The sequence below is a fragment of the Klebsiella sp. 4_1_44FAA genome (genome assembly GCF_000238715.1).
GTDB classification, from domain to species: Bacteria; Pseudomonadota; Gammaproteobacteria; order Enterobacterales; family Enterobacteriaceae; genus Klebsiella; species Klebsiella pneumoniae.
This window is the reverse complement of the sequence record NZ_JH414799.1, coordinates 853,826-879,346: the sequence shown is the minus strand read 5'-3', so window position 1 is coordinate 879,346 and position 25,521 is coordinate 853,826. Positions and strand designations below refer to the sequence as shown.

At 56.7% G+C, this 25,521-nt stretch carries 22 protein-coding genes and 2 pseudogenes; 10 read left to right on the top strand and 14 right to left on the bottom strand.

From position 1 onward, the window contains the following. Positions 1-7: 7 nt before the first annotated feature. A complete protein-coding gene (locus HMPREF1024_RS16395; RefSeq protein WP_004176634.1) occupies positions 8-796 on the bottom strand; it encodes an AraC family transcriptional regulator in 789 nt (262 codons plus the stop codon). Between the two features lie 17 nt (positions 797-813). Further along, on the bottom strand, positions 814-1,368 hold the full coding sequence (locus tag HMPREF1024_RS16400) for a YbhB/YbcL family Raf kinase inhibitor-like protein (protein WP_009308311.1): 555 nt from the start codon (positions 1,366-1,368) through the stop codon (positions 814-816). 190 nt (positions 1,369-1,558) lie between these two features. On the opposite strand from HMPREF1024_RS16400, the gene rlmI reads away from it, so the two are divergent. Next, positions 1,559-2,761 carry a 23S rRNA (cytosine(1962)-C(5))-methyltransferase RlmI gene (gene rlmI, locus HMPREF1024_RS16405; RefSeq protein ID WP_004141630.1) on the top strand — a complete coding sequence of 401 codons (1,203 nt, stop codon included), beginning with the start codon at positions 1,559-1,561 and terminating at the stop codon, positions 2,759-2,761. Positions 2,762-2,820: 59 nt separating this feature from the next. Further along, complete coding sequence (hspQ, locus tag HMPREF1024_RS16410) at positions 2,821-3,138, top strand: heat shock protein HspQ (protein ID WP_002898441.1); 318 nt, start codon at positions 2,821-2,823, stop codon at positions 3,136-3,138. A 30-nt stretch (positions 3,139-3,168) separates the two neighbouring features. Here hspQ and HMPREF1024_RS16415 read toward each other — a convergent pair whose 3' ends face one another. Beyond that, the gene (locus HMPREF1024_RS16415; RefSeq protein WP_009308306.1) at positions 3,169-3,582 is read right to left on the bottom strand and encodes a CoA-binding protein; all 414 of its coding nucleotides are present in this window, start codon (positions 3,580-3,582) and stop codon (positions 3,169-3,171) included. Between the two features lie 154 nt (positions 3,583-3,736). Here HMPREF1024_RS16415 and mgsA point away from each other — a divergent pair, with 154 nt between their 5' ends. Further along, positions 3,737-4,195 (top strand): methylglyoxal synthase, encoded by a 459-nt coding sequence (gene mgsA, locus HMPREF1024_RS16420; RefSeq protein ID WP_002898432.1) that lies wholly within the window; start codon positions 3,737-3,739, stop codon positions 4,193-4,195. An 11-nt stretch (positions 4,196-4,206) separates the two neighbouring features. On the opposite strand, the gene helD is transcribed toward mgsA, so the two are convergent. Further along, positions 4,207-6,261: a DNA helicase IV gene (gene helD / locus HMPREF1024_RS16425; RefSeq protein WP_009308304.1), complete on the bottom strand. Its 2,055-nt coding sequence runs from the start codon at positions 6,259-6,261 to the stop codon at positions 4,207-4,209. A 124-nt stretch (positions 6,262-6,385) separates the two neighbouring features. Here helD and HMPREF1024_RS16430 point away from each other — a divergent pair, with 124 nt between their 5' ends. Next, a complete protein-coding gene (locus HMPREF1024_RS16430) occupies positions 6,386-6,832 on the top strand; it encodes a YccF domain-containing protein (protein WP_002898425.1) in 447 nt (148 codons plus the stop codon). A 17-nt stretch (positions 6,833-6,849) separates the two neighbouring features. After that, a complete protein-coding gene (gene yccS, locus HMPREF1024_RS16435) occupies positions 6,850-8,985 on the top strand; it encodes a YccS family putative transporter (RefSeq protein ID WP_009308302.1) in 2,136 nt (711 codons plus the stop codon). 13 nt (positions 8,986-8,998) lie between these two features. On the opposite strand, the gene HMPREF1024_RS16440 is transcribed toward yccS, so the two are convergent. After that, positions 8,999-9,595, bottom strand: a complete 597-nt coding sequence (locus HMPREF1024_RS16440) for a TfoX/Sxy family DNA transformation protein (RefSeq protein ID WP_004179217.1) — start codon at positions 9,593-9,595, stop codon at positions 8,999-9,001. A 348-nt stretch (positions 9,596-9,943) separates the two neighbouring features. Here HMPREF1024_RS16440 and sulA point away from each other — a divergent pair, with 348 nt between their 5' ends. Both sulA and ompA read left to right on the top strand, forming a co-directional pair. Continuing rightward, complete coding sequence (gene sulA, locus HMPREF1024_RS16445; protein ID WP_002898418.1) at positions 9,944-10,453, top strand: SOS-induced cell division inhibitor SulA; 510 nt, start codon at positions 9,944-9,946, stop codon at positions 10,451-10,453. Positions 10,454-10,805: 352 nt separating this feature from the next. Then, positions 10,806-11,876: a porin OmpA gene (ompA, locus tag HMPREF1024_RS16450; RefSeq protein WP_002898408.1), complete on the top strand. Its 1,071-nt coding sequence runs from the start codon at positions 10,806-10,808 to the stop codon at positions 11,874-11,876. A gap of 131 nt (positions 11,877-12,007) precedes the next feature. Here ompA and matP read toward each other — a convergent pair whose 3' ends face one another. Next, entirely contained in the window at positions 12,008-12,460 is a 453-nt protein-coding gene (gene matP, locus HMPREF1024_RS16455) for a macrodomain Ter protein MatP (RefSeq protein WP_002898404.1), read from the bottom strand. A 185-nt stretch (positions 12,461-12,645) separates the two neighbouring features. Here matP and HMPREF1024_RS16460 point away from each other — a divergent pair, with 185 nt between their 5' ends. Beyond that, positions 12,646-14,403 carry a Lon protease family protein gene (locus HMPREF1024_RS16460; RefSeq protein ID WP_004147851.1) on the top strand — a complete coding sequence of 586 codons (1,758 nt, stop codon included), beginning with the start codon at positions 12,646-12,648 and terminating at the stop codon, positions 14,401-14,403. Positions 14,404-14,472: 69 nt separating this feature from the next. Next, positions 14,473-14,991 carry a bifunctional 3-hydroxydecanoyl-ACP dehydratase/trans-2-decenoyl-ACP isomerase gene (gene fabA, locus HMPREF1024_RS16465; RefSeq protein WP_002898398.1) on the top strand — a complete coding sequence of 173 codons (519 nt, stop codon included), beginning with the start codon at positions 14,473-14,475 and terminating at the stop codon, positions 14,989-14,991. Positions 14,992-15,059: 68 nt separating this feature from the next. On the opposite strand, the gene rmf is transcribed toward fabA, so the two are convergent. The 6 genes and pseudogenes from rmf to rlmKL all read right to left on the bottom strand — a co-directional run bounded on the left by rmf (position 15,060) and on the right by rlmKL (position 22,980). Then, on the bottom strand, positions 15,060-15,227 hold the full coding sequence (gene rmf / locus HMPREF1024_RS0126190) for a ribosome modulation factor (RefSeq protein ID WP_002898396.1): 168 nt from the start codon (positions 15,225-15,227) through the stop codon (positions 15,060-15,062). A 253-nt stretch (positions 15,228-15,480) separates the two neighbouring features. After that, positions 15,481-16,044 (bottom strand): membrane integrity-associated transporter subunit PqiC, encoded by a 564-nt coding sequence (gene pqiC, locus HMPREF1024_RS16470; RefSeq protein ID WP_002898392.1) that lies wholly within the window; start codon positions 16,042-16,044, stop codon positions 15,481-15,483. Then, the gene (pqiB, locus tag HMPREF1024_RS16475) at positions 16,044-17,681 is read right to left on the bottom strand and encodes an intermembrane transport protein PqiB (RefSeq protein WP_002898390.1); all 1,638 of its coding nucleotides are present in this window, start codon (positions 17,679-17,681) and stop codon (positions 16,044-16,046) included. The genes pqiC and pqiB overlap by 1 nt, the downstream gene beginning before the upstream one ends. Continuing rightward, positions 17,671-18,940 (bottom strand): annotated as a pseudogene (gene pqiA / locus HMPREF1024_RS16480) (membrane integrity-associated transporter subunit PqiA). The gene pqiB and the pseudogene pqiA overlap by 11 nt, the downstream one beginning before the upstream one ends. Positions 18,941-18,954: 14 nt before the next feature. Beyond that, positions 18,955-20,862: an ABC transporter ATP-binding protein gene (locus HMPREF1024_RS16485; protein WP_009308297.1), complete on the bottom strand. Its 1,908-nt coding sequence runs from the start codon at positions 20,860-20,862 to the stop codon at positions 18,955-18,957. Between the two features lie 12 nt (positions 20,863-20,874). Continuing rightward, positions 20,875-22,980, bottom strand: coding sequence for a bifunctional 23S rRNA (guanine(2069)-N(7))-methyltransferase RlmK/23S rRNA (guanine(2445)-N(2))-methyltransferase RlmL (gene rlmKL / locus HMPREF1024_RS16490; RefSeq protein WP_004191110.1), 2,106 nt, complete (start codon positions 22,978-22,980; stop codon positions 20,875-20,877). A 99-nt stretch (positions 22,981-23,079) separates the two neighbouring features. Here rlmKL and HMPREF1024_RS16495 point away from each other — a divergent pair, with 99 nt between their 5' ends. Then, complete coding sequence (locus tag HMPREF1024_RS16495; RefSeq protein ID WP_009308296.1) at positions 23,080-24,189, top strand: YcbX family protein; 1,110 nt, start codon at positions 23,080-23,082, stop codon at positions 24,187-24,189. Here the strand turns inward: HMPREF1024_RS16495 and zapC are convergent. Further along, positions 24,186-24,728 carry a cell division protein ZapC gene (gene zapC, locus HMPREF1024_RS16500; RefSeq protein ID WP_002898308.1) on the bottom strand — a complete coding sequence of 181 codons (543 nt, stop codon included), beginning with the start codon at positions 24,726-24,728 and terminating at the stop codon, positions 24,186-24,188. The genes HMPREF1024_RS16495 and zapC overlap by 4 nt on opposite strands. A gap of 169 nt (positions 24,729-24,897) precedes the next feature. Next, positions 24,898-25,521 (bottom strand): annotated as a pseudogene (gene pyrD, locus HMPREF1024_RS16505) (dihydroorotate dehydrogenase (quinone)); the annotation flags it as partial.

The following is a 25,521-nucleotide window of genomic DNA, read 5'->3' as shown; positions in this document are numbered from 1 at the left end:
AATTCGCTCAGCGTACATGCTTCGGCAGTAAACCATAATGCTGACGGAAGCGCGCGGTAAAGCGCGATCCCGACTGATATCCGCTGTTCTGCGCAATTTCGCCTATTGGCCGCGAGGTGGTCTGCAGCTGCCCCAGGGCGTGGGCCATCCGCACCTCCTCGACGATCTGGCGAAAACTCTGCGATTCCTGCTGCAGCCGACGGCGCAGCGTGGACTCGCCGAGAAAGAGCATTTTCGCCACCCGCGACACGCTCCATGCCTGCGCCGGCGACAGCATAATCAGCTGCCGCACCTGCGCCGACAGATCCTGCTGCCGCTCGACGAGCAGCGGGCCCGCATAGCCAGCCTCATACAGGGCCAGCAGCAGCCCCATGGTCTGGTGCTGCTGCAGCGCGACGGACAATCCCTCCCGCACCGCCTGCAGAACGCTTTGCCACATAAACGCCAGCTCTGTCGTCACCGGTGCGCAGAGCGAGGTCAGGCGTCCTGGCGGTGATTCGCTGAGATAACGAGTCTTAAACCTCGTCAGCAGCTCGGGCGTCAGCGATAGCAGATCGGAGCAAAAGAGGCCATTCTCCGGCTGGTTAATCACCTCCAGTTCCACATCAGCTGGCAAAACAATCAGCTGTTGCGGAGTCGCCAGCACCCGGCTCTCCCCTTGCACAATCACTTTGCTGCCGCGTTTCACCCGACAGAGCGCCGGGGAGAACAGCCGCACGCGATGCAGTCTGCATAGCCGTCGGGTGGTGATCTCCGCCGCGGTTAAGGCGTTATGCTGAAAGTGGATACTCTCCATCAGACCAACCTTTTATTTTAACGCCCGGCCATCGCCGACAACTGTGCGCTGGCGAGAGCATGGCTATGTAACAGATAGCCGACCAGCGCCCCGCTGGCCCCGGCATCCACCGGCAGCGTGGGGACATCCAGCGCCCATACCGTAAAGCGATAGCGGTGCGGTTTATCTCCCGCCGGCGGACAGGCGCCGCCGAAGCCGGCAAAGCCAAAATCGTTGCGGCCCTGGACCGCTCCGCCCGGCAGTGTAGCGCTGTTTTTATCTCCCGCGCCAGCGGGCAGCGAAAAGACGCTGCTGGCGATATTGACCACCGTCCAGTGCCACCAGCCGCTGCCGGTAGGCGCATCGGGATCCCGGACGGTGACCGCAAAGCTGCGCGTGCCCGCCGGGGCGTTTTTCCATGCCAGCTGCGGAGAGACATTGCCTCCGGTACAGCCGAAACCGGCAAACCAGTGCTGCTGGGCCAGCGGCTGCCCGTCACGCATATCATTGCTGCTTACGCTAAACGGCGCGGCCATCGCGCCGCTGCTCACAGCCGCTACCATCGCCACAGCCATGCGGATACCTGTTTTCATCGTCTGCTCCTCGTTGGGGTGAGAAAACAGGGTATGAGAGTCCGCACCAGCTGAATGTGCCGAAGCGCCTGCATTTTGTGCCGAAACGCTCACCTGTGCCTGCCGGGCGAAAGATGCTTGCGTGCGCCAGGTGTGCTAATCTACGCGCCATTTTTCGGTGCCGACATTCCCGTTGCTTAAAGGTAGCCCCATGACAGATTCCCTATTCCCCCGCTTAGTGTTAGCCAAAGGACGCGAGAAATCCCTGCTGCGTCGCCATCCGTGGATATTCTCCGGCGGCGTCGCCCGCATGGAAGGTAAAGCCCGCAGCGGTGAAACCATCGATATCGTTGACCATCAGGGAAAATGGCTGGCCCGCGGCGCTTACTCGCCGTCGTCGCAGATCCGCGCCCGCGTGTGGACCTTCGACCGCAATGAAGCCATCGATAGCGCCTTCTTTGAACGCCGTCTGCAGCAGGCGCAAACCTGGCGTGCCTGGCTGGCCGAGCGCGATGGCCTCGACAGCTACCGCCTGATCGCCGGCGAGTCCGATGGCCTGCCGGGCGTCACTATCGACCGCTTTGGCAACTTTTTCGTGCTGCAACTGCTCAGCGCAGGCGCCGAATACCAGCGCGCCGCCATCATCAGCGCCCTGCAGAACCTGTTCCCGGACTGCGCCATTTACGATCGCAGCGATGTCGCCGTGCGTAAAAAAGAGGGACTGGAGCTGGCCCAGGGGCCAGTGGTGGGCGAACTGCCCCCGGCGCTGCTGCCGATCACCGAGCACGGCATGAAGCTGTTAGTCGATATCCAGGGCGGGCACAAGACCGGCTACTACCTCGACCAGCGCGACAGCCGCCTGGCCACCCGCCGCTATGTCGCGGATAAACGGGTGCTGAACTGCTTCTCCTACACCGGCGGCTTTGCGGTGTCGGCGCTGATGGGCGGCTGCCGCCAGGTCACCAGCGTGGATACCTCTCAGGAGGCGCTCGACGTTGCCCGCCAGAACGTGGAGATCAACGGACTGGATCTGTCCAAAGCGGAGTTTGTGCGCGACGACGTGTTCAAACTGCTGCGTAAATACCGCGATCAGGGAGAGAAATTCGACGTGATCGTGATGGATCCGCCGAAGTTCGTGGAAAATAAAAGCCAGCTGATGGGCGCCTGCCGCGGCTATAAAGATATCAATATGCTGGCGATCCAGCTGCTGAACCCCGGCGGCGTGCTGCTGACATTCTCCTGCTCCGGGCTGATGACCACCGATTTATTTCAGAAAATCATCGCCGATGCCGCAATTGATGCCGGGCGTGATGTACAATTTATAGAACAGTTCCGTCAGGCTGCCGACCACCCGGTGATCGCAACCTACCCGGAAGGGCTGTATCTGAAGGGGTTTGCCTGTCGCGTCATGTAACTTGAAAAACGAAACATGAGCCTCATATAGGGAGTATTCATGTTTCCCAGGAGGTGCCTATGATAGCCAGCAAATTCGGTATCGGCCAACAGGTCCGCCATACGCTCTTGGGCTACCTGGGCGTCATCGTCGATGTCGATCCCGAGTATTCGCTCGCGGAGCCGGAAGAGGATGAAATTGCCGCCAATGACGAACTGCGCGCGGCGCCCTGGTACCATGTGGTGATGGAAGATGATGATGGCCAGCCGATTCACACCTATCTGGCAGAAGCGCAACTGAGCAGCGAAACCCGCGACGAACACCCGGAACAGCCGTCCCTTGACGAACTGGCCAAAACGATTCGTCAGCAGCTGCAGGCTCCGCGCCTTCGCAACTAAAATAAAACCCCGCTAACGCGGGGTTTTATTTTAGTTCGCCAACCCTAGTCGCGGTAGTTCAATGGCCGGGCAGCGATCCATCACTACGCTCAATCCGGCTTCCCTGGCCAGCACCGCAGCCTGCTCATTGATCACCCCCAGCTGCAGCCATAGCGTTTTCGCGCCGATGGCTATCGCCTCCTGCGCTACGCCCCACGCCGCTTCTGAATTACGGAAGACATCAACCATGTCGACCTTTTCCGGAACGTCGGCGAGCGTCGCATACCCCTGTTGTCCCAGCAGCGTCTTGCCCGCCACCTTCGGCGAAACCGGGATAACGTGATACCCCTGATCCAGCAGATACTTCATGACCCGGTAGCTCGGACGGTCAGGCTTGTCGCTGGCTCCGACCAGCGCAATCGTCCGTGTCGAGGTCAGGATGCCAGCAATATCATTCTCTTTCATGGTTTCCTCCTGCTATTTCACTTAAGTGTATGCTAATCCGCAGCAGGGGGCCATCCAGCCTAACCCACAGATTCAGCAAAATTTTCATCCCCGATGCTTGCAGCGACAGCCACATTCAGTAATCTGTTTGCAGGTCAAAATGTGGAATGAAAATATGGAACTGACAACACGTACCCTGCCTGCGCAAAAACATATCGCGCTGGTGGCTCACGATCACTGCAAAGATATGCTGATGAAATGGGTTGCTCGCCATCAGGCGCTGCTGGCGCAACATATTTTGTATGCTACCGGCACTACCGGTAATCTCGTCTCCCGGGCTACCGGCCTGGAGGTTAATGCCATGCTGAGCGGTCCGATGGGCGGCGACCAGCAGGTGGGTGCCCTCATTTCAGAAGGCAAAATCGACGTGCTGATCTTCTTCTGGGATCCGCTGAACGCCGTTCCCCACGACCCGGATGTCAAAGCGTTGCTGCGCCTGGCCACCGTCTGGAACATTCCGGTCGCCACTAACGTCTCCACCGCTGACTTTATTATCCAGTCGCCGCACTTCGGTCAACCGCTCGATATTCTGATCCCGGATTATCCACGCTATCTTGCCGAGCGCCTGAAATAATCGAGCCGCGATTACGGCTTCCTGGCCACGGGCACATCCAGCGCCTGCAGGATCTCGACAAACGGCGAAGGTTGCGCCTTGTTAAATAACAGCCATACCCGGTGACGAGCGCGGGTGAGCGCCACGTACAACAGTCTACGCTCCTCCGCATCCGGAAAATCTTCCGGCTGCGGCAGGAGCGCCTGCTCCATAATCGACTCGCGCGCCGGGGCCGGAAACGCATCCTCCCCCTCCTGCAGTCCCAACACAATGACAAAGTCAGCCTGCTGACCTTTGCTGGCATGAATCGTCATAAAATCAAGCTGCAGGTGCGGCCAGCGCGTCGCCGCTTTGTTGAGCGCCTCAGGCTTCAGATGGTGATAACGGGCAAGCAGCAGGATGCGCTGCTCGGGCTTAACGTAACCGCTCAGCTTATCCAGAAGATCGTCCAGCTTGTCGTCGGCTAACAGCGTGACGGCCTTTTTATCACCTGCCATAAGGCTGTTCAGCGGTTTGCTTAACTGATGCGGATTTTGCTGGATAAAGCCATTGGCTATTTCGCCGATACGCCCGTTAAAGCGATAGGTGGTATCCAGCGCACAGCAATCCCCTTCGCCAAAGTAGTGGTTGAATGCGGTGGTCAGAGAAAGCTGCGCCCCGCTGAACCGGTAGATCGCCTGCCAGTCATCCCCGACGGCAAAGAGCGTGGTTTGGCTATTCTGCCGGCGTAACGCGGCCAACAGCGAGGCTCGCTGCGGCGAAATATCTTGAAATTCATCCACTAGAATGTGTTTCCATGGGCTGACGAAGCGGCCTTTATCGAGAATATTGACCGCCTGATGGATCAGGCCGGAAAAATCGACCGCATTCTCGGCCTTGAGCGCCGCTTTCCAGTCTTTCATCAGAGGCGACATCAGCTTCACCCGTTTACTGAACAGGTCGCGTACCGCTTCCGGCGCCCCGGCAATCATCTCCGCCTGGGAGCCGCCGTGCATGCGCATCAGGCTCACCCAGCGGTCAAGCCGGCTGGCCATCCGCCGCTGCACCTTTTTGTCCTGCCAGAAGTCCCCCTCCGGCAGTTGCCAGCCCATCTCTTCTTCCAGCCACAGGCGCCAACCTTTCGCCTGCGCTTTTTTCTCCTGGCACTGCTTTTGCCAGCTTTTCAGCAGCAATGCGTGGCGGGCCGCAGTATCGCTTTCCAGCTTACTGATAGTGGGCACTTTTTTGCTGCCCTGCTGAATAATATGCAACGCCAGCGAATGGAAAGTACGCGCGGTAATATCATCTGATGCCAGACGCTCGCGGATCCGCTCATCCATTTCCTGCGCCGCCTGGCGGCCGAATGCCAGCAGCAAAATTTGATCTGCCGCGGCTTCTCCCCGCGCCAGCAGCCAGCCCGCTCGCGCCACCAGCACCGAGGTTTTACCGCTGCCCGCTCCCGCCAGCACCAGCAGGGAGCGCTCGCCGTTCACTACCGCACGCGCTTGTGACGCATTGAGCGGGGACGACTCAACGCTATCAAAAAATTCGCGATATTGCTCCAGCATCGCCTCGGTAAAGGCCTGGTTATGGGCCAGACGCGTCGCTTCAATATCGCCTAACCAGCGCTGACACTCCCGCCACAGCTCCCGGCAGTTATCAAAGGCATCAAGCCGACTGGTGGGCATCGGCAAACCAGTCAACGCATGGCGTATATTATCCTGAACATCCGCCACCTGCTGACGGGTTAGCCACTTGCCTTCTGCGCGAGTGTGCTCGATCGTCGCCAGCTGCTGCTTCAGCACGCCGGCGGCGATATCGCTCATCTCCGTGCTCCACTGCTGCCAGAGCGTATGTAAATGATGATAAAAGCGCTGCGTTTCGCTCCACTCGGTACCGTGCAAACGCACGACTTTCCCGTCCGGTAGCACAAACTCCAGTTCGCCCCAGACCAGACCGCGCTTACAATGCACTGACAATAACTGATTGAAAGGGATAAGATACTCATGACGATCGCCGGAAACTTTTACCCCGGCGTTCAGTAGCTGCACCCGATCATAAGGGTGCTGAGCCATGCGTTTGCCCAATGTTGTCGCTTTAAGTTCCATATAATGTCGATTTTCAATCAGGGTGGATTGTTTTTCAGTTTAACCGCCCCGGACCAGGTGCTCCAGCGCAAAAAAACGTTACAATCATCAGGTCTTATTATCCACCGGGCAAAACCGAGGCTTTATGCGTACCATTCTGAATATTTTGAACTTTATCCTTGGCGGTTTCGCCACCACTCTAGGCTGGCTACTCGCCACCCTGGTCAGCATCATTCTGATTGTCACGCTGCCGCTGACTCGTTCCTGCTGGGAAATCACTCGCCTTTCGTTATTTCCCTACGGTAACGAGGCGATTCATGTTGACGAGCTCGAGCCGGGGCGCAAAAACGGTCTACTGAACGCCGGCGGTACCGTTCTGAACATTCTGTGGTTCATTTTTTTCGGCTGGTGGCTCTGCCTGATGCACATTTTCAGCGGTATAGCTCAGTGCCTGACTATCATAGGCATCCCGGTGGGGATCGCGAATTTCAAAATCGCCGCCATCGCCCTCTGGCCGGTGGGTCGCCGGGTCGTTTCTGTGGAAACCGCGCGTGCTGCGCGTGAAGCCAATGCGCGTCGTCGCTTTCAGTAACCGAACGGAACACGGACATGATTAGCCCCCTGCTACGCCGCTACACCTGGAACAGCGCCTGGCTTTATAACGTACGAATTTTTATCGCGCTCTGCGGCACAACGCTGTTACCCTGGTGGATCGGCGAAGTCAAACTGACCATCCCCCTCACCCTCGGCGTCGTGGCTGCGGCTCTGACCGACCTTGACGACCGTCTGGCTGGCCGTCTGCGTAATCTTGCCATTACTCTGGTTTGCTTTTTTATCGCCTCCGCCTCCGTGGAGCTGCTGTTTCCGTGGCCGCCGCTGTTTGCCCTTGGTTTAACCGTGTCTACCATCGGCTTTATTTTGCTTGGCGGCCTCGGTCAGCGCTATGCGACCATTGCCTTCGGCGCCCTGCTTATCGCCATCTACACCATGCTCGGCGTCACGCTGTACGATCATTGGTATCTGCAGCCGTTGTTCCTGCTGGCGGGGGCAGTGTGGTACAACCTGCTGACGCTGTCCGGGCACCTGATCTTTCCGATTCGTCCATTGCAGGACAACCTGGCGCGTAGCTATGAGCAGCTGGCCCGCTATCTTGAGCTCAAATCCCGGCTGTTTGATCCTGACCTTGAGGATGAGAGCCAGGCGCCGCTGTACGATCTGGCGCTCGCTAATGGCCAGCTGGTAGCTACGCTTAACCAAACCAAGGTCTCGCTGCTAACCCGACTGCGAGGCGATCGGGGCCAGCGCGGAACCCGCCGCACCCTGCAGTACTACTTTGTGGCCCAGGATATTCATGAACGCGCCAGCTCATCGCATATTCAGTATCAAACCCTACGCGATCAATTTCGCTATAGCGATGTGATGTTCCGTTTCCAGCGAATGCTTTCGATGCAGGCGCAGGCCTGCCAGAAGCTGGCGCGGGCGATTCTGTTACGCGAACCCTATCAGCATGATGCCCATTTTGAACGGGCGTTCATGCATCTCGATGCGGCACTTGAGCGCGTGCGCGCCGGCGGCGCATCCGACGAGCAGCTCAACGCCCTCGGGTATTTACTGAATAACCTGCGCGCTATCGATGCTCAGCTGGCCACCATTGAATCAGTGCAAACCACCGCGCCTGCCGGGAGTAATACCGAGACGCTGCTGGCCGACGACAGACTTGGCGGTCTGAGCGATATCTGGCTGCGCCTGCAGCGCAATATGTCGCCAGAGTCGGCCCTTTTCCGCCACGCAGTACGTATGTCGTTGGTGCTCTGCGCCGGCTATGCCTTTATCCAGTTTACCGGGCTCCAGCATGGCTACTGGATCCTGCTAACCAGCCTGTTCGTCTGTCAGCCGAACTATAACGCCACCCGCCATCGCCTGGCGCTAAGGATTATCGGCACGCTGGTTGGGGTGGCGATCGGCCTGCCGGTCCTGCTGCTGGTTCCCTCTGTTGAAGGGCAACTGCTGTTGATCGTCCTGACCGGCGTGCTGTTTTTTGCCTTCCGTAACGTGCAGTACGCCCATGCCACGATGTTTATTACGCTGCTGGTGCTGCTGTGCTTTAACCTGCTTGGCGAGGGCTTTGAAGTCGCGCTGCCGCGTATCATTGATACGCTGATCGGCTGCGCCATCGCCTGGGCAGCGGTCAGCTTCATCTGGCCGGACTGGAAATTCCGCAACCTGCCGCGGGTGCTGGACCGGGCAATGAACGCGAACTGCCGCTATCTGGACGCGATTCTGGAGCAGTATCATCAGGGCCGCGACAACCGGCTGGCCTACCGTGTCGCGCGTCGTGACGCCTACAACCGTGATGCTGAGCTGGCCTCCGTCGTCTCGAACTTATCGACTGAACCACGCGCGGATGCCACCCAGCGAGAAACCGCCTTTCGTCTGCTATGCCTTAACCACACGTTCACCAGCTATATCTCCGCTCTTGGCGCGCATCGGGAAAAACTGTCCACGCCGGAAATCCTCGCCCTGCTGGATGATGCAGTCTGTTATGTGGATGACGCCTTGCACCATACCCCCGCGGATGAACAGCGGGTGCAACAGGCTTTGAACAGCCTGCAAAGCCGGATCCATCATCTGGAACCGCGCGCGGACAGTAAGGAACCCTTGGTCTTACAGCAGATTGGCCTGCTGCTGGCGCTGCTGCCTGAAATCTGCCGCCTGCAGCAACGGGTCCACGCCCAAACCGAATAACAAGGCTTTTCCGCTACCGGGTAGCCGCCCATTCGAGAAGCTCCTGACGCCGTGGCGTCGGGAGCGCGGCGGCATGTACCCCGGCAATCGCCCCCTCCAGCGCCAGCAATACGCTCAGCGATAAAGAAGCATTATTTACGCGTAGCCTCAGCCATGCCTCCTGCGCACCAACTTCCCGCAACGTCCTAACGTCCGGTATGCCCGCGTGAATCAGCTGCAATTCCATATGAAAGCTGATATTGGGTAAATCCTTCAGGCGGCCCGACGCCCGTCGGCAGTTCTTTTCGCGCTGCGCACTCTGCCACGACAGTAACGATAGCCGAAAAAGCTGCTGCTCATCGCGCCATAAAGTGTCGTCAATTTGATAATACTTCAGCGGCACTATGCGGCCGTGTCGGCGCAGCGTTAACAGAGGATTACGATGTTCCACCCGATAAGCAGCGCTCTGCTCGCAGGCCTTCAGATAAATGTTTCCCTCGGCCACCATCGCAAACACCGTATCATCAATAGCCAGGCTGTAGCCGCCAAAGAGCGGACGAGTATGCAGTTGACCCAGCGGTGAGACGCAGGCCTGAAATTGCGGGAGCCGCGGACAAACTAGTTTTCTCATGATCATTCCTTTGTTAATCATGTAATTAAACTTAAGTTGTTAACGGATCCGCTAAGAGAAAACATAAGGGACTTCCCGGGCAGCAGCAAGATGATTTTCGCCGACTTTTTCACCAGAATGCGGTTTTGCGAGACGCTTTCAGAAAATCGCAAGCGTTGCAGCAATCGACAGGGAGAAATGAAACCATTAGCGCGCGTTAAGGATTGGATAATGCAGGGGCTTCTTTTGACAGATAAGGAACCACGAGAAGCGATTAAATTCCCGGCAGCAAAATGGCAAATTGCGGTTGATCTTTTCCCCTGGCGAAGATACTGTATATGCATACAGTAACTAAAGGCGGGATAGACTATGTTTACTTCAGCTCACGCAAACCGTTCAGCACAGGCTTCTGCTCCGGCAGGCCACTACGCTCATCGTTCTGGCGAACAGAACACCAATGGGCTGATCAGTGAAATTGTCTATCGTGAAGATCAACCCATGATGACGCAGTTATTGCTGCTACCTTTATTACAGCAGCTGGGTCAACAGTCGCGCTGGCAGCTGTGGCTCACGCCGCAACAAAAGCTCAGCCGCGAATGGGTTCAGTCCGCCGGTCTGCCGCTGTCCAAGGTCATGCAAATTAGCCAGCTCTCTCCCAGCCATACCATAGACTCAATGATCCGTGCCCTGCGCACGGGTAATTATAGTGTGGTTATCTGCTGGCTGGCGGAGGAGTTAACCGCTGACGAACACGAACGTCTCGTTAACGCTGCCCAGGTAGGGTCCGCGATGGGATTCATCATGCGCCCGGTGCGAAATCAGGGCACGCTCGGCAGACAACTCAGCGGGTTAAAAATTCACTCAAATTTGTATCATTGAGTGAAATTAGGATTATTCCTGGAATTTTTTTTACCGCTGGGAAAGGTACAGCGTTTTTTATGGTCTTTTTCGCGGAATGCCTGCCACACGGGGATTTCTGTCTTTTTTTCGTGTACGAAAATCAACCATATTTGTTAAATATTGTGTACACAACCCTTTTTTTTCATATGCCTGACAGAGTTCACACTTGTAAGTTTCGAACTAAGTTGTAGACTTTACATCGCCAGGGGTGATCGGCTTACGCTGCATGTATCAGCATAGTTAACAACAAGTCACGCCCCCGGTGAAGGATTTAACCGTGAGGTCTTTTGTAACTTCATGGCGAATTTTGGATGATAATGAGGCGCAAAAAATGAAAAAGACAGCTATCGCGATTGCAGTGGCACTGGCTGGCTTCGCTACCGTAGCGCAGGCCGCTCCGAAAGATAACACCTGGTATGCAGGTGGTAAACTGGGTTGGTCCCAGTATCACGACACCGGTTTCTACGGTAACGGTTTCCAGAACAACAACGGTCCGACCCGTAACGATCAGCTTGGTGCTGGTGCGTTCGGTGGTTACCAGGTTAACCCGTACCTCGGTTTCGAAATGGGTTATGACTGGCTGGGCCGTATGGCATATAAAGGCAGCGTTGACAACGGTGCTTTCAAAGCTCAGGGCGTTCAGCTGACCGCTAAACTGGGTTACCCGATCACTGACGATCTGGACATCTACACCCGTCTGGGCGGCATGGTTTGGCGCGCTGACTCCAAAGGCAACTACGCTTCTACCGGCGTTTCCCGTAGCGAACACGACACTGGCGTTTCCCCAGTATTTGCTGGCGGCGTAGAGTGGGCTGTTACTCGTGACATCGCTACCCGTCTGGAATATCAGTGGGTTAACAACATCGGCGACGCGGGCACTGTGGGTACCCGTCCTGATAACGGCATGCTGAGCCTGGGCGTTTCCTACCGCTTCGGTCAGGAAGATGCTGCACCGGTTGTTGCTCCGGCTCCGGCTCCGGCTCCGGAAGTGGCTACCAAGCACTTCACCCTGAAGTCTGACGTTCTGTTCAACTTCAACAAAGCTACCCTGAAACCGGAAGGTCAGCAGGCTCTGGATCAGCTGTACACTCAGCTGAGCAACATGGATCCGAAAGACGGTTCCGCTGTTGTTCTGGGCTACACCGACCGCATCGGTTCCGAAGCTTACAACCAGCAGCTGTCTGAGAAACGTGCTCAGTCCGTTGTTGACTACCTGGTTGCTAAAGGCATCCCGGCTGGCAAAATCTCCGCTCGCGGCATGGGTGAATCCAACCCGGTTACTGGCAACACCTGTGACAACGTGAAAGCTCGCGCTGCCCTGATCGATTGCCTGGCTCCGGATCGTCGTGTAGAGATCGAAGTTAAAGGCTACAAAGAAGTTGTAACTCAGCCGGCGGCTTAAGTTATAACCGATAAAAAAACCCGCTTCGGCGGGTTTTTTTTATGCCCTCTCGCCCACTTCAGCGGCTGAGAGCTGTGAAGCAGCCCCCGGCCAGGGAAACCACCGGCAGGCGGGTCGACGATCCTACCTGGCTATTCTTTCCCTAACAGTACCTGCAGATCGTGCTTCAGGCTCGACATTTTGCTGGCATATTTCTCTTTGTGCTCGGCATCTTCAATCAGCTGGACGATGGTTTCAGACAAGGTTTTGCCCCGCCGCTGCGCCAGGCCAGCAAGACGCTGCCAAACGACAAACTCAAGGTCGATAGACTTCTTACGCGTATGCTGATGCTCAGCGTTAAAATGGCGTTTCCGTCGCGCGCGGATAGTCTGCTTCATGCGGTTCATCAGCGCCGGATTCATATGCTGCTCAATCCAGGCATGCACCAGCACAGGTTCATTCTCGAGCGTCAGCAAGTCATCTACCGCAGCTTGCGCAGCGCTGGCCTCAATGTAGCGGGTAATCAGCTCACCTTCCCGGTGCTTCTTTACCAGATATTTCCATTTCCAGCCGCTTTCAAGATTTTCCAGTTGTTGATATTTCATTGCGATCTCAATGTGACCGTGTAACTCATTTCAGGATATCAGTTTTTTTCTGATGTGCTGAATATAAATCATTATTCGTGAAGTCTGCGACCGGGTAATCATCAGGGTAACCATAATCCTCCGTGTGCTCGGTCGCGGCATCAGGTATAATTGCGCGCTTTACATCTAACTAAAAAACAGCGACTTTGACCATTACGAAACTGACCCGAACCGACCTTGCGCCTGATCTGGAAGCTTACCAGGCGCTGTTTGCTCAAGCTGAACTTTCCCATCCGGCCCCCTCCCTCTCGGGCGATCTGCAGCCGCGTTTGTTCTATGGGCTTGAGCAGCTGCTGTACACGCCGGCAGTCTCCTCCTTCATGCTGGTGAAAGCCCCTGAAGAGCCGGAATATCTGCAATGGCTGGCGGCTGAAACCCGGACTCTGCACGAGCCTGCCGCACCGCTTTACGGCGTCCGCTATGAGGTAACCGACGCTCAGGTGACGCTCGCACCGGCGCAGGGCGCTGAGGATAATTTCGCCAGCACTGCCCCGGTCGTGATGGCCGATTGGGTAGAAGCGGAACAGCTGTTTGGCTGCGTACGCCAGTTTAACGGTGCAATCACCCTCCAGCCTGGGCTGGTCCATCAGGCCAACGGCGGCGTGCTTGTGCTTTCGCTACGTACACTGCTGGCGCAACCGCTGCTGTGGGTGCGTCTGAAAAATATGGTGACTCGTCAGCGCTTTGACTGGCTTTCTATGGATGAATCGCGTCCGCTGCCGGTCAGCATTCCCTCTATGCCGCTGAGTCTGAAAATCATCCTGGTGGGCGAACGCGAATCGCTGGCCGATTTCCAGGAAATGGAGCCGGAGCTGGCTGCGCAGGCGATCTATAGCGAGTATGAAGACACTCTGCAGTTTGCTGACGCCGACACGCTAAAGGCCTGGTGCCAGTGGGTATGGCAGAATGCGCAGCAGCTGGAGCTGCCGGGCCCGGCAGCCGATGCCTGGCCTCTGCTGATCGATGAGGGAACGCGCTATACCGGCGATCAGGAGACCCTGCCGCTCAGTCCGCTATGGATAACCCGCCAGCTGCGGGAGGCTGCCGCCTTCTGCGAAGGCGAGGAGATTACCGGCGAAGCGATGCAGACCATGCTGGCGCGCCGGGTATGGCGTGAAGGCTACCTGGCGGAGCGTATGCAGGATGAAATCCTGCAGGAACAGATCCTGATTGAAACCGAAGGCGAATGCGTCGGGCAGATCAACGCCCTGTCGGTGATCGAATTCCCCGGTCATCCACGCGCGTTCGGTGAACCTTCACGCATCAGCTGCGTCGTGCACATTGGCGATGGCGAATTTATCGACGTCGAACGTAAAGCCGAGCTGGGCGGTAACATTCATGCGAAAGGCATGATGATCATGCAGGCTTTTCTGATGTCCGAGCTGGAGCTGGAGCAGCAGCTTCCCTTCACTGCTTCGCTGACCTTTGAGCAGTCCTACAGTGAAGTGGATGGCGACAGCGCCTCCATGGCGGAACTCTGCGCCTTAATCAGCGCCCTGGCCAACGTACCGATAAATCAGAGCATCGCGATCACCGGCTCCGTCGACCAGTTTGGTCGCGTGCAGCCGGTCGGCGGCCTGAACGAGAAAATTGAAGGCTTCTTCACTATCTGTCAGCAGCGCGGTTTAACCGGCAAACAGGGAGTGATTATCCCTGCCGCCAACGTTCGTCATCTCAGCCTGAGCCACGAGCTACGTCAGGCCGTTGCCGACAACCAGTTTGCTATCTGGGCCATTGACGATATTACCGAAGCGCTGCCGATGTTGACCCAGCTGATGTGGGACGGTGAAGGACAGACGCTGCGACAAACCATTCAGGAGCGGATAGCGCAGGCGACCCAGCAAGAGACTCGCCATCGTTTTCCGTGGCCGCTACGCTGGTTAGGTGGGACAAGTTCTAACTGATCGGACTTGTTCAGCTTACACGTGTTAGCTATCCTGCGTCCCGAACTTAAAATAAGGCTTACTGAAAACATGGTAGATAAACGCGAATCCTATACAAAAGAAGATCTTCTTGCCTCTGGTCGTGGTGAACTGTTCGGCGCGAAAGGCCCGCAGTTACCGGCACCAAACATGCTGATGATGGACCGCGTCATCAAAATGACCGAAACCGGTGGTAACTACGATAAAGGTTATGTTGAGGCAGAACTCGACATCAATCCTGACCTGTGGTTCTTCGGTTGCCACTTTATCGGCGATCCGGTGATGCCGGGCTGCCTGGGCCTGGATGCTATGTGGCAGCTGGTCGGGTTCTATCTTGGCTGGCTGGGCGGCGAAGGCAAAGGCCGCGCGCTGGGCGTTGGCGAAGTGAAATTCACCGGTCAGGTTCTGCCGACCGCGAAAAAAGTCACCTACCGTATCCACTTCAAGCGCATTGTTAACCGTCGTCTAATTATGGGACTTGCGGATGGTGAAGTGCTGGTTGACGATCGTCTGATCTACACCGCGAACGATCTGAAAGTGGGTCTGTTCCAGGATACTTCCGCTTTCTGATAACATTCAGTAGCGATTAAAAGGCGAAGCCCCCGCTATGCGGAGGCTTCTTTTTTAAAGAGACAGTGTCAGGCCGTTAGTACCCTGTCCTCCATGGCTTCTCGCCAGCCTCCCAGCCACCATGAGCGTTGATTCAGGCTCTGGTATGGACACATTTCTTTCGATCTTCCCGCGATACCCGCCTGATATCCGCGTTGGTGTGCCCGTTCCAGGCGATCTCGTTTTTGTCTCTTCATGCCTCGTTTCCCTCATTCTTTGATCTGGTGGAAAAGAAAACAGTGGTCGCAAATTGTGCAGCCACGGGTTACGAATACCGCGAAAAGAAGGCAACGTCAATGCGCAAAATTCACGCCAGTGTCATATTTGTGACCTATATAAGAGTTCATTTTTTGTTCGCTCGGCGTAGCCGCCGGTAACAAACTGACCTGGCAAAAAAAATGCCGCGCGGCCCAGGTGAACCGCGCGGCAGGTCATTATGATGAATTTTACTTATGGCAGACGATTAAGCTCGCTGGCAATGGCAGCCGCCTCCTGGCTCCACGCCTGCGCCAGGGTCTTGACCATCGCGTCATAACCATCCTGTTCCTGCCTGAGGACGATGTTAAACGGGCGCTTAATCAGCTGTCCCTGATGCTTCAGCAGCCACTCACCGCTAACGATAACCCGCCCGTCATAGCGACCATGAAAGCCATTGACCGCAACGTTGAGGGTATCCTGCTCGCTCCCCAGCGGCTGGGACGACACTACCCAGCCGGGCAACTGCTGGCTGAGATTTGCCACCAGCGTAGTGCGCAGCTGCTGATCCAGCGGACTGGCCCACAGATTATTATTGGCGATCACATACTGCACGTCGGTGGTCTGATAGACCACCCCGTTACCCGCCAGATAATCCGGGATGCTGACCTGCTCTACCCACAGCAGACGTGCCCCCTGACTGGCGGCGCTCTGCGCGCCGCCCTGCACAACCGGTAGCTGATAGTATGTCTTGCTTTCCCCGCCGCTACTGCACGCCGTCAGTACGCATACGGCTGCCGCCAGTAACCATTTTTTCATTATTTCGCTCCCTTCGGCTGTGGATCTTTTTTATCCTTCGCCTCAAATACCAGCGCATTGCTCTTATCATTTAGCGTTTTCAGAACCGGCTGCAGCTCACGCAGCACCTGATCCAAACGCTGCATATCGGCCACCATCTTATTGTAGGCCGCAGAGCCCGGCTGGAAGCCCTGCATGCTACGGTTCAGTTCACGCAGCGTCGTCTGCATATCGGCGGGCAGCTGCTGCATTGACTGGCTGGAGGTGATCTTATTCAGATTATCCAGCGTGGTCTGCACGTGCTGCATCGTCTTCTCGCTCTGCGCCAGGGTGCTGGTCGCCTGCTCCAGCAGCGGATTAATCGGCAGGTTATTAATCTTATCCAGCGCATCCATCAGACGCTGCTGGATCTGTGCCAGTCCACCGCTGATGGTCGGGATAATCGGATAGCCGTTAAACTCCTGTATTTTCCCGCGCGGGGGCGCCTTCGGATAGAAGTCGAGATCGATATACAGCGCGCCGGTCACCAGGTTACCGGTTTTCAGCGAGCCGCGCAGTCCGCGGTTGATCAGATCGTCAATGTGGGCGCGAATATTCGGATCGCCGCCAAGCTGATTAATCAGCCGTTGCGGTTCAACCCGCACTTCCACTGGAATACGATAGTCATCGTTCAAACGCTGCTTCAGCCCCGGAATAAAGAACGGCACTTTGCCGACGGTGCCCAGACGGATACCGCGGAACTCCACTGGCGCGCCCGGCTGCAGGCCGCGAACCGAGTCTTTGAAGAACATGACGTAATCGATATGCTCGGTAAAGACTGAATCCTGGATGCTCTTCTGATCGTCAAACAGATGGTATTCCGTTTTATTCGCCACCGGCTCGCCGAGGTCCAGTCCTTCAGGAATATCGAAGCTCACCCCGCCGCCAAACAGCGTCGACAGCGAGCCCATCTCGACGCGCATCCCCGCCGAGGTCAAATCTACAGCGATCCCGCTGTCTTTCCAGAAACGAACGTTGGTGGTCACCAGGCGATCGTTCGGCGCATTGATGAACAGCTGGTAAGTTATACGACGTTTCTGCGTGTCGAAGGTGCTGGTTTCCACTGACCCCACGCGATAGCCGCGGAACAACACCGGATCGCCCGGCGACAGCTGGCCCGCCTTGCTGCTTTCCAGCAGAATACGGATCCCCTTGGCATCCGGCGAGGCCAGCGGCGGAGAATCCAGTAGCGGATACTGCGCTGGCACCGAACCTTTCGTTCCCGGCTGCAGTTCAATATAGGCCCCGGACAACAATGTCCCAAGACCGCTGATCCCCTCGCGCCCAACCTGCGGCTTTACCACCCAGAAGACGGAATCGTTGTGCAGCAGCTTCTGCATCCCGGAATTGAGGCGGGCTTTGATTTCCACGTGGGTGAGATCGTCGGTCAGTGTTGCGCTCTCCACCACCCCAACGTCTACGCTGCGGCTCTTGATCCGGGTTTTTCCCCCTTCAATCCCTTCCGCATTGGTGGTGATCAGCGTGACCTCAGGCCCCTGATGGCTGTAATGATAAAACAGGATCCATGCCCCGATCAGCGCAGTGACGATAGGGAAGATCCACACCGGTGACCAGTTCTTCACCTTCTGCACTTTCGCTTCTCCGCTCTTATTTTCCATGTTGTTGTATTTCCTCATGGCTTGAATCTGGCTCACGATCCCACAGTAAACGGGGATCAAATGTCATGGCTGAAAACATGGTCATCACCACCACCAGCGCAAACATGACCGCGCCAATGGCTGGATAGATATTCATTAACCCTCCCATGCGGACCAGCGCAGAGAGCACGGCGATGAACAAAAACGTCAATCATTGACCAGCGGCCAACAAATTCCACCACCTCATAGATCAGATGCATGCGCTCCGAATCTCGCGCGCCGTTGCCGTTGGCGTTCCAGCACAACCAGGCGATAGCGATCATCTTCAGCGTCGGCACCATAATACTGGCGATAAAGATCACCAGCGCCACCGGATAAGAACCTTCGCTCCACAGTAAAATCACCCCGGCCATAATGGTCGATGGCATTTTATCGCCCAGCAGATCGGTGATCATGATCGGCATAATGTTGGCAGGGAGATAAAGGATAAATGACGTCACCAGCAGCGCCAGCGTCCACTGCAGGCTATTTTTGCGCCGCGCCGTTCCTTTACTGTTACAGCGCGGGCAGACGGTCTGATCGACCGGCAACACCGCCGTACAGCAGGCACAGGAGCGCAGCCCCTGACGGATACCGGTCACCCCGACCTTCAGCGGCTGGGTAATGGCCGGCATGGGGGCAATATCATCCCATAGCCAGCGGCGGTCGACGCACTGAAAAGTACGTAACTGCAGCAGGCAAAACATACACCAGGGAACAAAGCTCAGACCGATGCCGATATCACCGTAGGCCATCAGCTTGACGAAGCTCACCAGTACGCCGGCAAGAAAGATCTCCGCCATGCCCCAGGTTTTCAGTTGAAAGAGAATTCGCGCAAGGAACGTCTTCAGGCCGGCAGGCATTCTGACCCGATTAACCAGCAGCAAAATGGTGACCAGGCAAAACGCCGGCACTAATTGAACAAAGAGTAAAAAGAAAGTCCCGAGACTGGCGTAATCCTCGGTAAACAGTACGTTGGGAATTTCCAGCAGCTCTATTTCGCTACTGATGCCGCCCACTTTCATATAGATAAAAGGGAACAGGTTGGCCAGCAGCAGCATAAACAGCGCGACCAGCGCATACGCCGTGGGACGCTGGCGAGGCGCGTCCCACGTGGTGGTTAACGTTGTACCGCAGCGCGGGCAGGCGGCTTTCTGGCGATGCTCAAGCTGCGGCAAAGCCACCAGCAAATCACATTGGGGACATAGAATATGTCGCGCAGCATGATGATGATCGCACATGACAACTCCTCGGCTCAGGCGCCGTTCTTTAATCCTTCGAGATATTCCCAGCGTTCAAAGGCCGCTTCCAGCGCCTGCTCCGCTTCGGCCAGCTGCGCCAGCACCTGCTGCGTGCGATCGTGCGGTTGCCCGAAGAAATCGGGATCGGCAACCTGATCCTGCAGCGTCTGCAGTTCGGCCTCGAGAGCCTCCAGCTTCTGCGGCAGTTGTTCCAGCTCGCGCTGCAGGTTATAGCTTAGTTTGTTCCCGCCGCGTTTGACAGTTTCTGCTTTTGGCTGAGCGACTTCCGTCGTTTTTTTAACGACCGTCTGCTTTTGCGCCAAAGACTGGGCCTGCTGACCGCGGGCGTCGTGATAGCCGCCGACGTACTGGCCAATACGACCGCCGCCTTCGAAGATCCAGCACTCGGTCACGGTATTGTCGACAAACTGACGATCGTGGCTCACCAGCATCACGGTCCCCTGATAGCCATCGATCAGCTCTTCCAGCAGCTCCAGCGTTTCAACATCGAGGTCGTTAGTCGGTTCATCAAGGATCAGCAGATTGCTGGGTTTCAGGAACAGCCGGGCCAGCAGCAGGCGGTTACGTTCCCCTCCGGAAAGCGCACGTACCGGGGTCATCGCTCGTTTTGGATGGAACAGGAAGTCCTGTAGATAACCCAGCACATGGCGTGGTTTACCGTTAACCATTACCTCCTGTTTGCCTTCCGCCAGGTTGTCCATCACCGTTTTATCCGGATCCAACTCCGCGCGGTGCTGGTCGAAGTAGGCGACCTCCAGCTTGGTGCCAACATGGATCCGCCCGCTGTCGGCCTGCAGCTGGCCGAGCATCAGCTTCAGCAACGTGGTTTTCCCGCAGCCGTTGGGGCCGATCAGGGCGATCTTGTCGCCGCGCTGGATCTGTGCGGAGAAATCCTTCACCAGCACTTTGCCGTCAACCTGATAGTTGACGTTTTCCATCTCAAAGACGATTTTGCCGGAACGGGAAGCCTCCTCAACCTGCATCTTCGCGCTGCCCATCACTTCCCGGCGCTCACCGCGCTCGCGGCGCATCGCCTTCAGCGCGCGGACTCGGCCTTCGTTACGGGTCCGGCGCGCTTTGATACCCTGACGGATCCACACCTCTTCCTGGGCCAGCTTGCGGTCAAATTCCGCATTCTGCAGTTCTTCGACCCGCAGGGCTTCTTCTTTATCGAGGAGATACTGATCGTAATTTCCCGGATAGGTCACCAGCTTGCCACGATCGAGGTCGACAATGCGCGTCGCCATATTGCGGATAAAGGAACGGTCATGCGAAATAAAGATAATCGTGCCTTTAAAGGTTTTCAGGAAACCTTCCAGCCAGTCGATGGTTTCGATATCGAGGTGGTTAGTGGGCTCATCCAGCAGCAGCACGCGCGGCCCACTGACCAGGGCGCGGCCCAGCGCCGCTTTACGTAGCCAGCCACCGGACAGCGACGCCAGCTGCACATTGGCGTCAAGGCCCAGCTGCTCAATCACTTCGTTAATGCGGCTGTCCAGCTGCCATAGTCCCAGGTTATCGAGCTGCTCCTGCAAGCGCGCCAGTTCATTTAAATTTTTGTCGCTCGGATCGGTCATCACCTGATGCGACACGTCATGGTAGGCTTTCAGATAAGCCGCCTGCTCGGCGATCCCTTCGGCGACAAAATCGTATACCGTACCAGCAACGTTACGCGGCGGATCCTGCTGCAGACGCGCCACGATCAGGTCCTGTTCATAAATGATGCGTCCGTCATCCAGCCCCTGTTCGCGGTTGAGGATCTTCATCAGGGTAGATTTACCGGCGCCGTTGCGTCCGACGAGGCAGACGCGTTCGTTATCTTCAATATGCAGCTCGGCATTATCCAGCAGCGGCGCATCGCTGAAGGAAAGCCAGGCGCCGTGCATACTAATCAGTGACATTATTTATTCCTTTCAGGCTGCGGTAATCAGCCAGCAGTTGTGGATCTGACGGTTGCGGGCAAAATCCTGCGACAGCGTTTTTTGCGAAATCTCTTGCGCCTTCAGGCCAAGCGCCGCCAGCCCGTCATGATCCATACGGAAACCGCGTTTGTTATTCGAGAACATAATGGTGCCGCCTTTACGCAGCAGACGTTTTAGATCGGTCATCAGGCGAATGTGATCGCGCTGGACGTCAAACGCATCTTCCATTCGTTTGGAGTTGGAAAAGGTCGGCGGATCGATAAAGATCAGATCGAACTGCTCGGTGCTCTCCCGCAGCCAACCCAGCACGTCCGCCTGCATCAGGCGATGCGCGCGGCCGGTCAGGCCATTGAGACGCAGGTTGCGTTCCGCCCACTCCAGGTAGGTGCGTGACATATCCACCGTGGTGGTGGATCGCGCACCGCCGAGGCCTGCGTGGACGCTGGCGCTGCCGGTATAGGAGAACAGGTTCAGGAAGTCCTTACCTTTACTCATCTGGCCGAGCATGCGACGGGCGATACGGTGGTCGAGGAACAGACCGGTATCCAGGTAGTCGGTGAGGTTGACCCACAGGCGGGCGTTATACTCCTGTACCTCAATAAAGTCGCCCTTCTCCGCCATCTTCTGATACTGGTTTTTCCCCTTCTGCCGTTCACGGGTTTTCAGCACCAGCTTGTTAGGCGCCATGTCCAGTACGGCGATAGTCGCAGCGATGATGTCGAACAGACGCTGGCGCGCCTTATGCGCGTCGACGGTTTTCGGCGGGGCATACTCCTGGACCACCACCCAGTCGGCATAGCGGTCAATGGCCACGTTGTATTCCGGTAGATCAGCATCGTACAGGCGATAGCATTCGATTCCTTCCTGGCGGGCCCATTTTTCAAACTTCTTCAGGTTTTTACGCAGACGGTTAGCAAAATCCTCCGCCAGCATTGCCGGCTTGCCGCCTTCGCTCTCCGCCAGGTGATAATTCTTCTGCACGCAGTCCAGCGGGCCGTTCTTGGCTTTAAACTGCTTGTCGGCACGCAGCTGCAGGCAACTCAGCAGCTCCGGCGAAGCGCTGAATACCGACAGGTTCCAGCCGCCAAACTGACTTTTCATTATCCGGCCAAGCAGGCTGTGCAGAGCGATCAGCGCTGGCTCGCTTTCCAGACGTTCGCCGTACGGCGGGTTACTGATCACCGTCCCGTACGGGCCTTTCGGCAGCGGGTTGTTCAGTTGGGCGACGTCTTTCACGTCAAAATCGATCAGCTCGCCAATGCCGGCGCGGCGGGCGTTGCGGCGCGCGCGCTCGATTACGCGCGCGTCGACGTCTGAGCCGTAGAAGCGTGACTCATACGCTGCCAATCCCTGACGAGCGCGGGTTTGCGCTTCCGCCTTCACCTCTTTCCAGATGCCGTCATCGTGCTGCGCCCAGCCGCCAAAGCCCCAGTGGCCGCGGTGCAGGCCCGGCGCGCGGTCGGTCGCCAGCATCGCCGCTTCAATCAGCAGGGTACCGGAGCCGCACATCGGATCGAGCAGCGGCGTACCTGGTACCCAGCCAGAGCGCATGACGATCGCCGCCGCGAGGTTTTCTTTGATCGGCGCCATTCCGGTACCATCGCGATAGCCGCGCAGGTGCAGGCCTTCGCCGCTCAGATCCAGCGAGATGTGCGCCGTCTCTTTGTTCAGCCAGACGTTGATCCGCAGATCGGGCGACTCACGATCGACGTTCGGGCGCGGTAGATTCTTACGGGTGAAGCTGTCGACAATGGCGTCTTTAACCTTCAGCGCGCCGTACTGGCTGTTACGGATCTCGTCATTGAGGCCGCTAAAATGCACCGCGAAGGTGGCGCCAGGGTTGAACATCTCCGTCCACGGAATGGCCTGTACGCCGAGGTACAGATCCAGATCGCTGTATACGCGACATTCGCCCAGCGGCAGCATGATGCGCGAAGCCAGCCGGCTCCACATCAGGCTTTGATACAGCAGGCGCGTATCCCCCTGAAAATGGACCCCGCCCTGGACTACCTGGCAGTCCGTCGCGCCAAGCCCTTCCAGTTCAGTTTTTAACAGCTCTTCCAGCCCACGAGCCGTACTGGCAAACAGAGAATTCATATCGTCACTTTTACTTAAAGAAAATTGGTGCGCATTATAGCCAATATGTGCCCTATGTCATAAAGTTATAGGCTTATTTTTGGAACCCGGAGGCAGCGTATGGTAACGCTATCGCGACTTTTTATTCATCCTGTTAAATCCATGCGCGGCATGGGCCTGACCCACGCCTTTGCTGATATCAGCGGCCTGGCCTTCGATCGCCTGTTTATGGTCACCGAAACCGACGGGACCTTTATTACCGCTCGCCAGTTTCCGCAAATGGTGAAATTTATTCCGGCGCCGCTGCATGATGGCCTTCACCTGACCGCACCGGACGGCAGCAGCGCCGTGGTGCGTTTTAGCGATTTCGCCACGCAGGCCGAGCCGACCGAAGTCTGGGGCAACCATTTTACCGCCCTCATCGCGCCCGCCGCCGTTAACCAGTGGCTCAGCGGCTTTTTCAAGCGCGATGTCCAGCTGCGCTGGCTGGGGCCGCAGCTAACCCGCCGGGTAAAGCGCCATGATGCGGTGCCGCTCTCCTTCGCCGACGGTTACCCTTACCTGCTGGCTAACGAGGCCTCCCTGCGCGATCTGCAACAGCGCTGCCCGGCCAGCGTAAGCATAGAACAGTTTCGCCCTAACCTTGTGGTCACCGGCGCGGCGGCCTGGGATGAAGATAGCTGGAAAGTGATCCGCATCGGCGAGGTGGTGTTTGACGTCGCTAAGCCGTGCAGCCGCTGCATTTTTACCACCGTCAGCCCGGAGCGCGGTCAGAAGCATCCCGCCGGGGAGCCGCTGGAAACCTTAAAGCGTTTTCGTACCGCGCTGGACAATGGCGATGTCGATTTTGGCCAGAACCTGATTGCCCGCAACAGCGGGGTGATCCGGGTGGGAGATGAAGTGGAAATCCTTACCCGCGGCCCGGCGAAAGCCTACGGGGCAGGTGAAAGCGACGATAGCCCGGCTCCCGAGGCGCAGCAGCAGGCTACGGTTGCCATCGAATGGCAGGGTCAACAGTTTACCGGCAATAACCAGCAGGTGCTGCTGGAGCAACTGGAACAACAGGGCATTCGCGTACCCTATTCGTGTCGGGCGGGGATCTGCGGCAGCTGCCGCATCCGGCTGGAAGAGGGAGAAGTGAGTCCGTTAAAGAAAAACGCGGTTGCCGGGGATGGCACTATTCTCGCCTGCAGCTGTGTACCGAAAACAGCGCTACGCCTGGCGCCTTAAACCGCCTGCCCCAGACTGTAGCTGACCGCGCTCTGCGCCGGCTGCAGTCTGTCATTCATGATTTTAATGACATCGCCCAGCTGCATGACGCGGCCGGCAAGGGTGAGACCCGGCTGAGCCAACAGACAGAGCGCGGCGTTATCGCCCGGCTCCACCACCAGTAAATTCACCTGCTCGCCGGTATCGCTCAGCCAAACGCAGGCGGCGTCGCCGCCGCTCGGCTGCCAGTGATGGGTATGGGCGATAAAGTGCCAGCTTTTCGGCATCTGCGGTTTGAGAAAACGGATGGCGGTGAGCGCGTTAAGGACTAATTCCGCCCGCTGCTCTTTCGATAGCTCGAGATCGCGACATTTTTCTTCAAAAGAGAAATAGAGCGCGGCGTCATCAACGCAAAATCCCGAAGGGGCAAAGGCATCCGGAGTCAGCATGCGCCGGGCGAAGCGCGAGCGAAATAACATGCCATTGGCCAGATCGAGCATCATGCGGTCGTGCTCTTCATCGTAATACCAACGCCAGTTATCGTCAGGTTTAATCCGCATTTTTCCCCCTGTCCCCTTTCATACGCCTCTGCAAAGTTGTTGCGACTTACCGCAGAATATTTTCTAAAATTAAGAAAAGTCTAAAATGTTTAAATAAGCAACAGTGAGGGAATATAAAACAACCAGGGCCGGAAATAAAGCCCTGGGAGGGATTCAGAGGAGGAAAAGATTAGATGTGGGTAACAATTTCTTTAATCAGCGGCGGACCTTTAAAAATAAATCCAGAATAGATCTGCACCAGCGATGCCCCGGCGGCAATCTTTTCCCGCGCGGCAATCACCGAATCAATGCCGCCCACGCCGATGATAGGCAAACGGCCATTCAGCTCAGCGGAGAGCATACGGATAATTTCAGTGCTTTTTAATTGTAATGGACGACCGCTAAGCCCGCCGGTCTCATCGCAATGTTTCATTCCCTGAACCAGGGAACGATCGAGGGTGGTATTGGTTGCAATCACGCCATCAATATTATGACGCACGAGGCTATCGGCAACCTGGATCAATTCCTCAGGCAAAAGATCCGGCGCGATCTTTACGGCGACCGGGACATATTTTTGATGCTTCTGCTGCAGCTCGAGCTGCTTATTTTTAATACCGGAGAGTAAATCATCCAGCGCTTCGCCGTATTGCAGCGTGCGCAGCCCTGGGGTATTCGGCGAGGAGATATTAATGGCGATATACCCGGCGTACGGATAGACTTTTTCCATACAAATCAGGTAATCATCTTTCCCGTGCTCAACCGGCGTATCTTTATTTTTTGCCGATATTGATACCCAGCACGCCGTCAAAAATGC

What these genes read in the sequence shown, in the direction of transcription:
- HMPREF1024_RS16395 (WP_004176634.1), bottom strand. Translation starts at nt 796, where the DNA reads ATGGAGAGTATCCACTTTCAGCATAACGCCTTAACCGCGGCGGAGATC.
- HMPREF1024_RS16400 (WP_009308311.1), bottom strand. Translation starts at nt 1,368, where the DNA reads ATGAAAACAGGTATCCGCATGGCTGTGGCGATGGTAGCGGCTGTGAGC.
- rlmI (WP_004141630.1), top strand. Translation starts at nt 1,559, where the DNA reads ATGACAGATTCCCTATTCCCCCGCTTAGTGTTAGCCAAAGGACGCGAG.
- hspQ (WP_002898441.1), top strand. Translation starts at nt 2,821, where the DNA reads ATGATAGCCAGCAAATTCGGTATCGGCCAACAGGTCCGCCATACGCTC.
- HMPREF1024_RS16415 (WP_009308306.1), bottom strand. Translation starts at nt 3,582, where the DNA reads ATGAAAGAGAATGATATTGCTGGCATCCTGACCTCGACACGGACGATT.
- mgsA (WP_002898432.1), top strand. Translation starts at nt 3,737, where the DNA reads ATGGAACTGACAACACGTACCCTGCCTGCGCAAAAACATATCGCGCTG.
- helD (WP_009308304.1), bottom strand. Translation starts at nt 6,261, where the DNA reads ATGGAACTTAAAGCGACAACATTGGGCAAACGCATGGCTCAGCACCCT.
- HMPREF1024_RS16430 (WP_002898425.1), top strand. Translation starts at nt 6,386, where the DNA reads ATGCGTACCATTCTGAATATTTTGAACTTTATCCTTGGCGGTTTCGCC.
- yccS (WP_009308302.1), top strand. Translation starts at nt 6,850, where the DNA reads ATGATTAGCCCCCTGCTACGCCGCTACACCTGGAACAGCGCCTGGCTT.
- HMPREF1024_RS16440 (WP_004179217.1), bottom strand. Translation starts at nt 9,595, where the DNA reads ATGAGAAAACTAGTTTGTCCGCGGCTCCCGCAATTTCAGGCCTGCGTC.
- sulA (WP_002898418.1), top strand. Translation starts at nt 9,944, where the DNA reads ATGTTTACTTCAGCTCACGCAAACCGTTCAGCACAGGCTTCTGCTCCG.
- ompA (WP_002898408.1), top strand. Translation starts at nt 10,806, where the DNA reads ATGAAAAAGACAGCTATCGCGATTGCAGTGGCACTGGCTGGCTTCGCT.
- matP (WP_002898404.1), bottom strand. Translation starts at nt 12,460, where the DNA reads ATGAAATATCAACAACTGGAAAATCTTGAAAGCGGCTGGAAATGGAAA.
- fabA (WP_002898398.1), top strand. Translation starts at nt 14,473, where the DNA reads ATGGTAGATAAACGCGAATCCTATACAAAAGAAGATCTTCTTGCCTCT.
- rmf (WP_002898396.1), bottom strand. Translation starts at nt 15,227, where the DNA reads ATGAAGAGACAAAAACGAGATCGCCTGGAACGGGCACACCAACGCGGA.
- pqiC (WP_002898392.1), bottom strand. Translation starts at nt 16,044, where the DNA reads ATGAAAAAATGGTTACTGGCGGCAGCCGTATGCGTACTGACGGCGTGC.
- pqiB (WP_002898390.1), bottom strand. Translation starts at nt 17,681, where the DNA reads ATGGAAAATAAGAGCGGAGAAGCGAAAGTGCAGAAGGTGAAGAACTGG.
- HMPREF1024_RS16485 (WP_009308297.1), bottom strand. Translation starts at nt 20,862, where the DNA reads ATGTCACTGATTAGTATGCACGGCGCCTGGCTTTCCTTCAGCGATGCG.
- rlmKL (WP_004191110.1), bottom strand. Translation starts at nt 22,980, where the DNA reads ATGAATTCTCTGTTTGCCAGTACGGCTCGTGGGCTGGAAGAGCTGTTA.
- HMPREF1024_RS16495 (WP_009308296.1), top strand. Translation starts at nt 23,080, where the DNA reads ATGGTAACGCTATCGCGACTTTTTATTCATCCTGTTAAATCCATGCGC.
- zapC (WP_002898308.1), bottom strand. Translation starts at nt 24,728, where the DNA reads ATGCGGATTAAACCTGACGATAACTGGCGTTGGTATTACGATGAAGAG.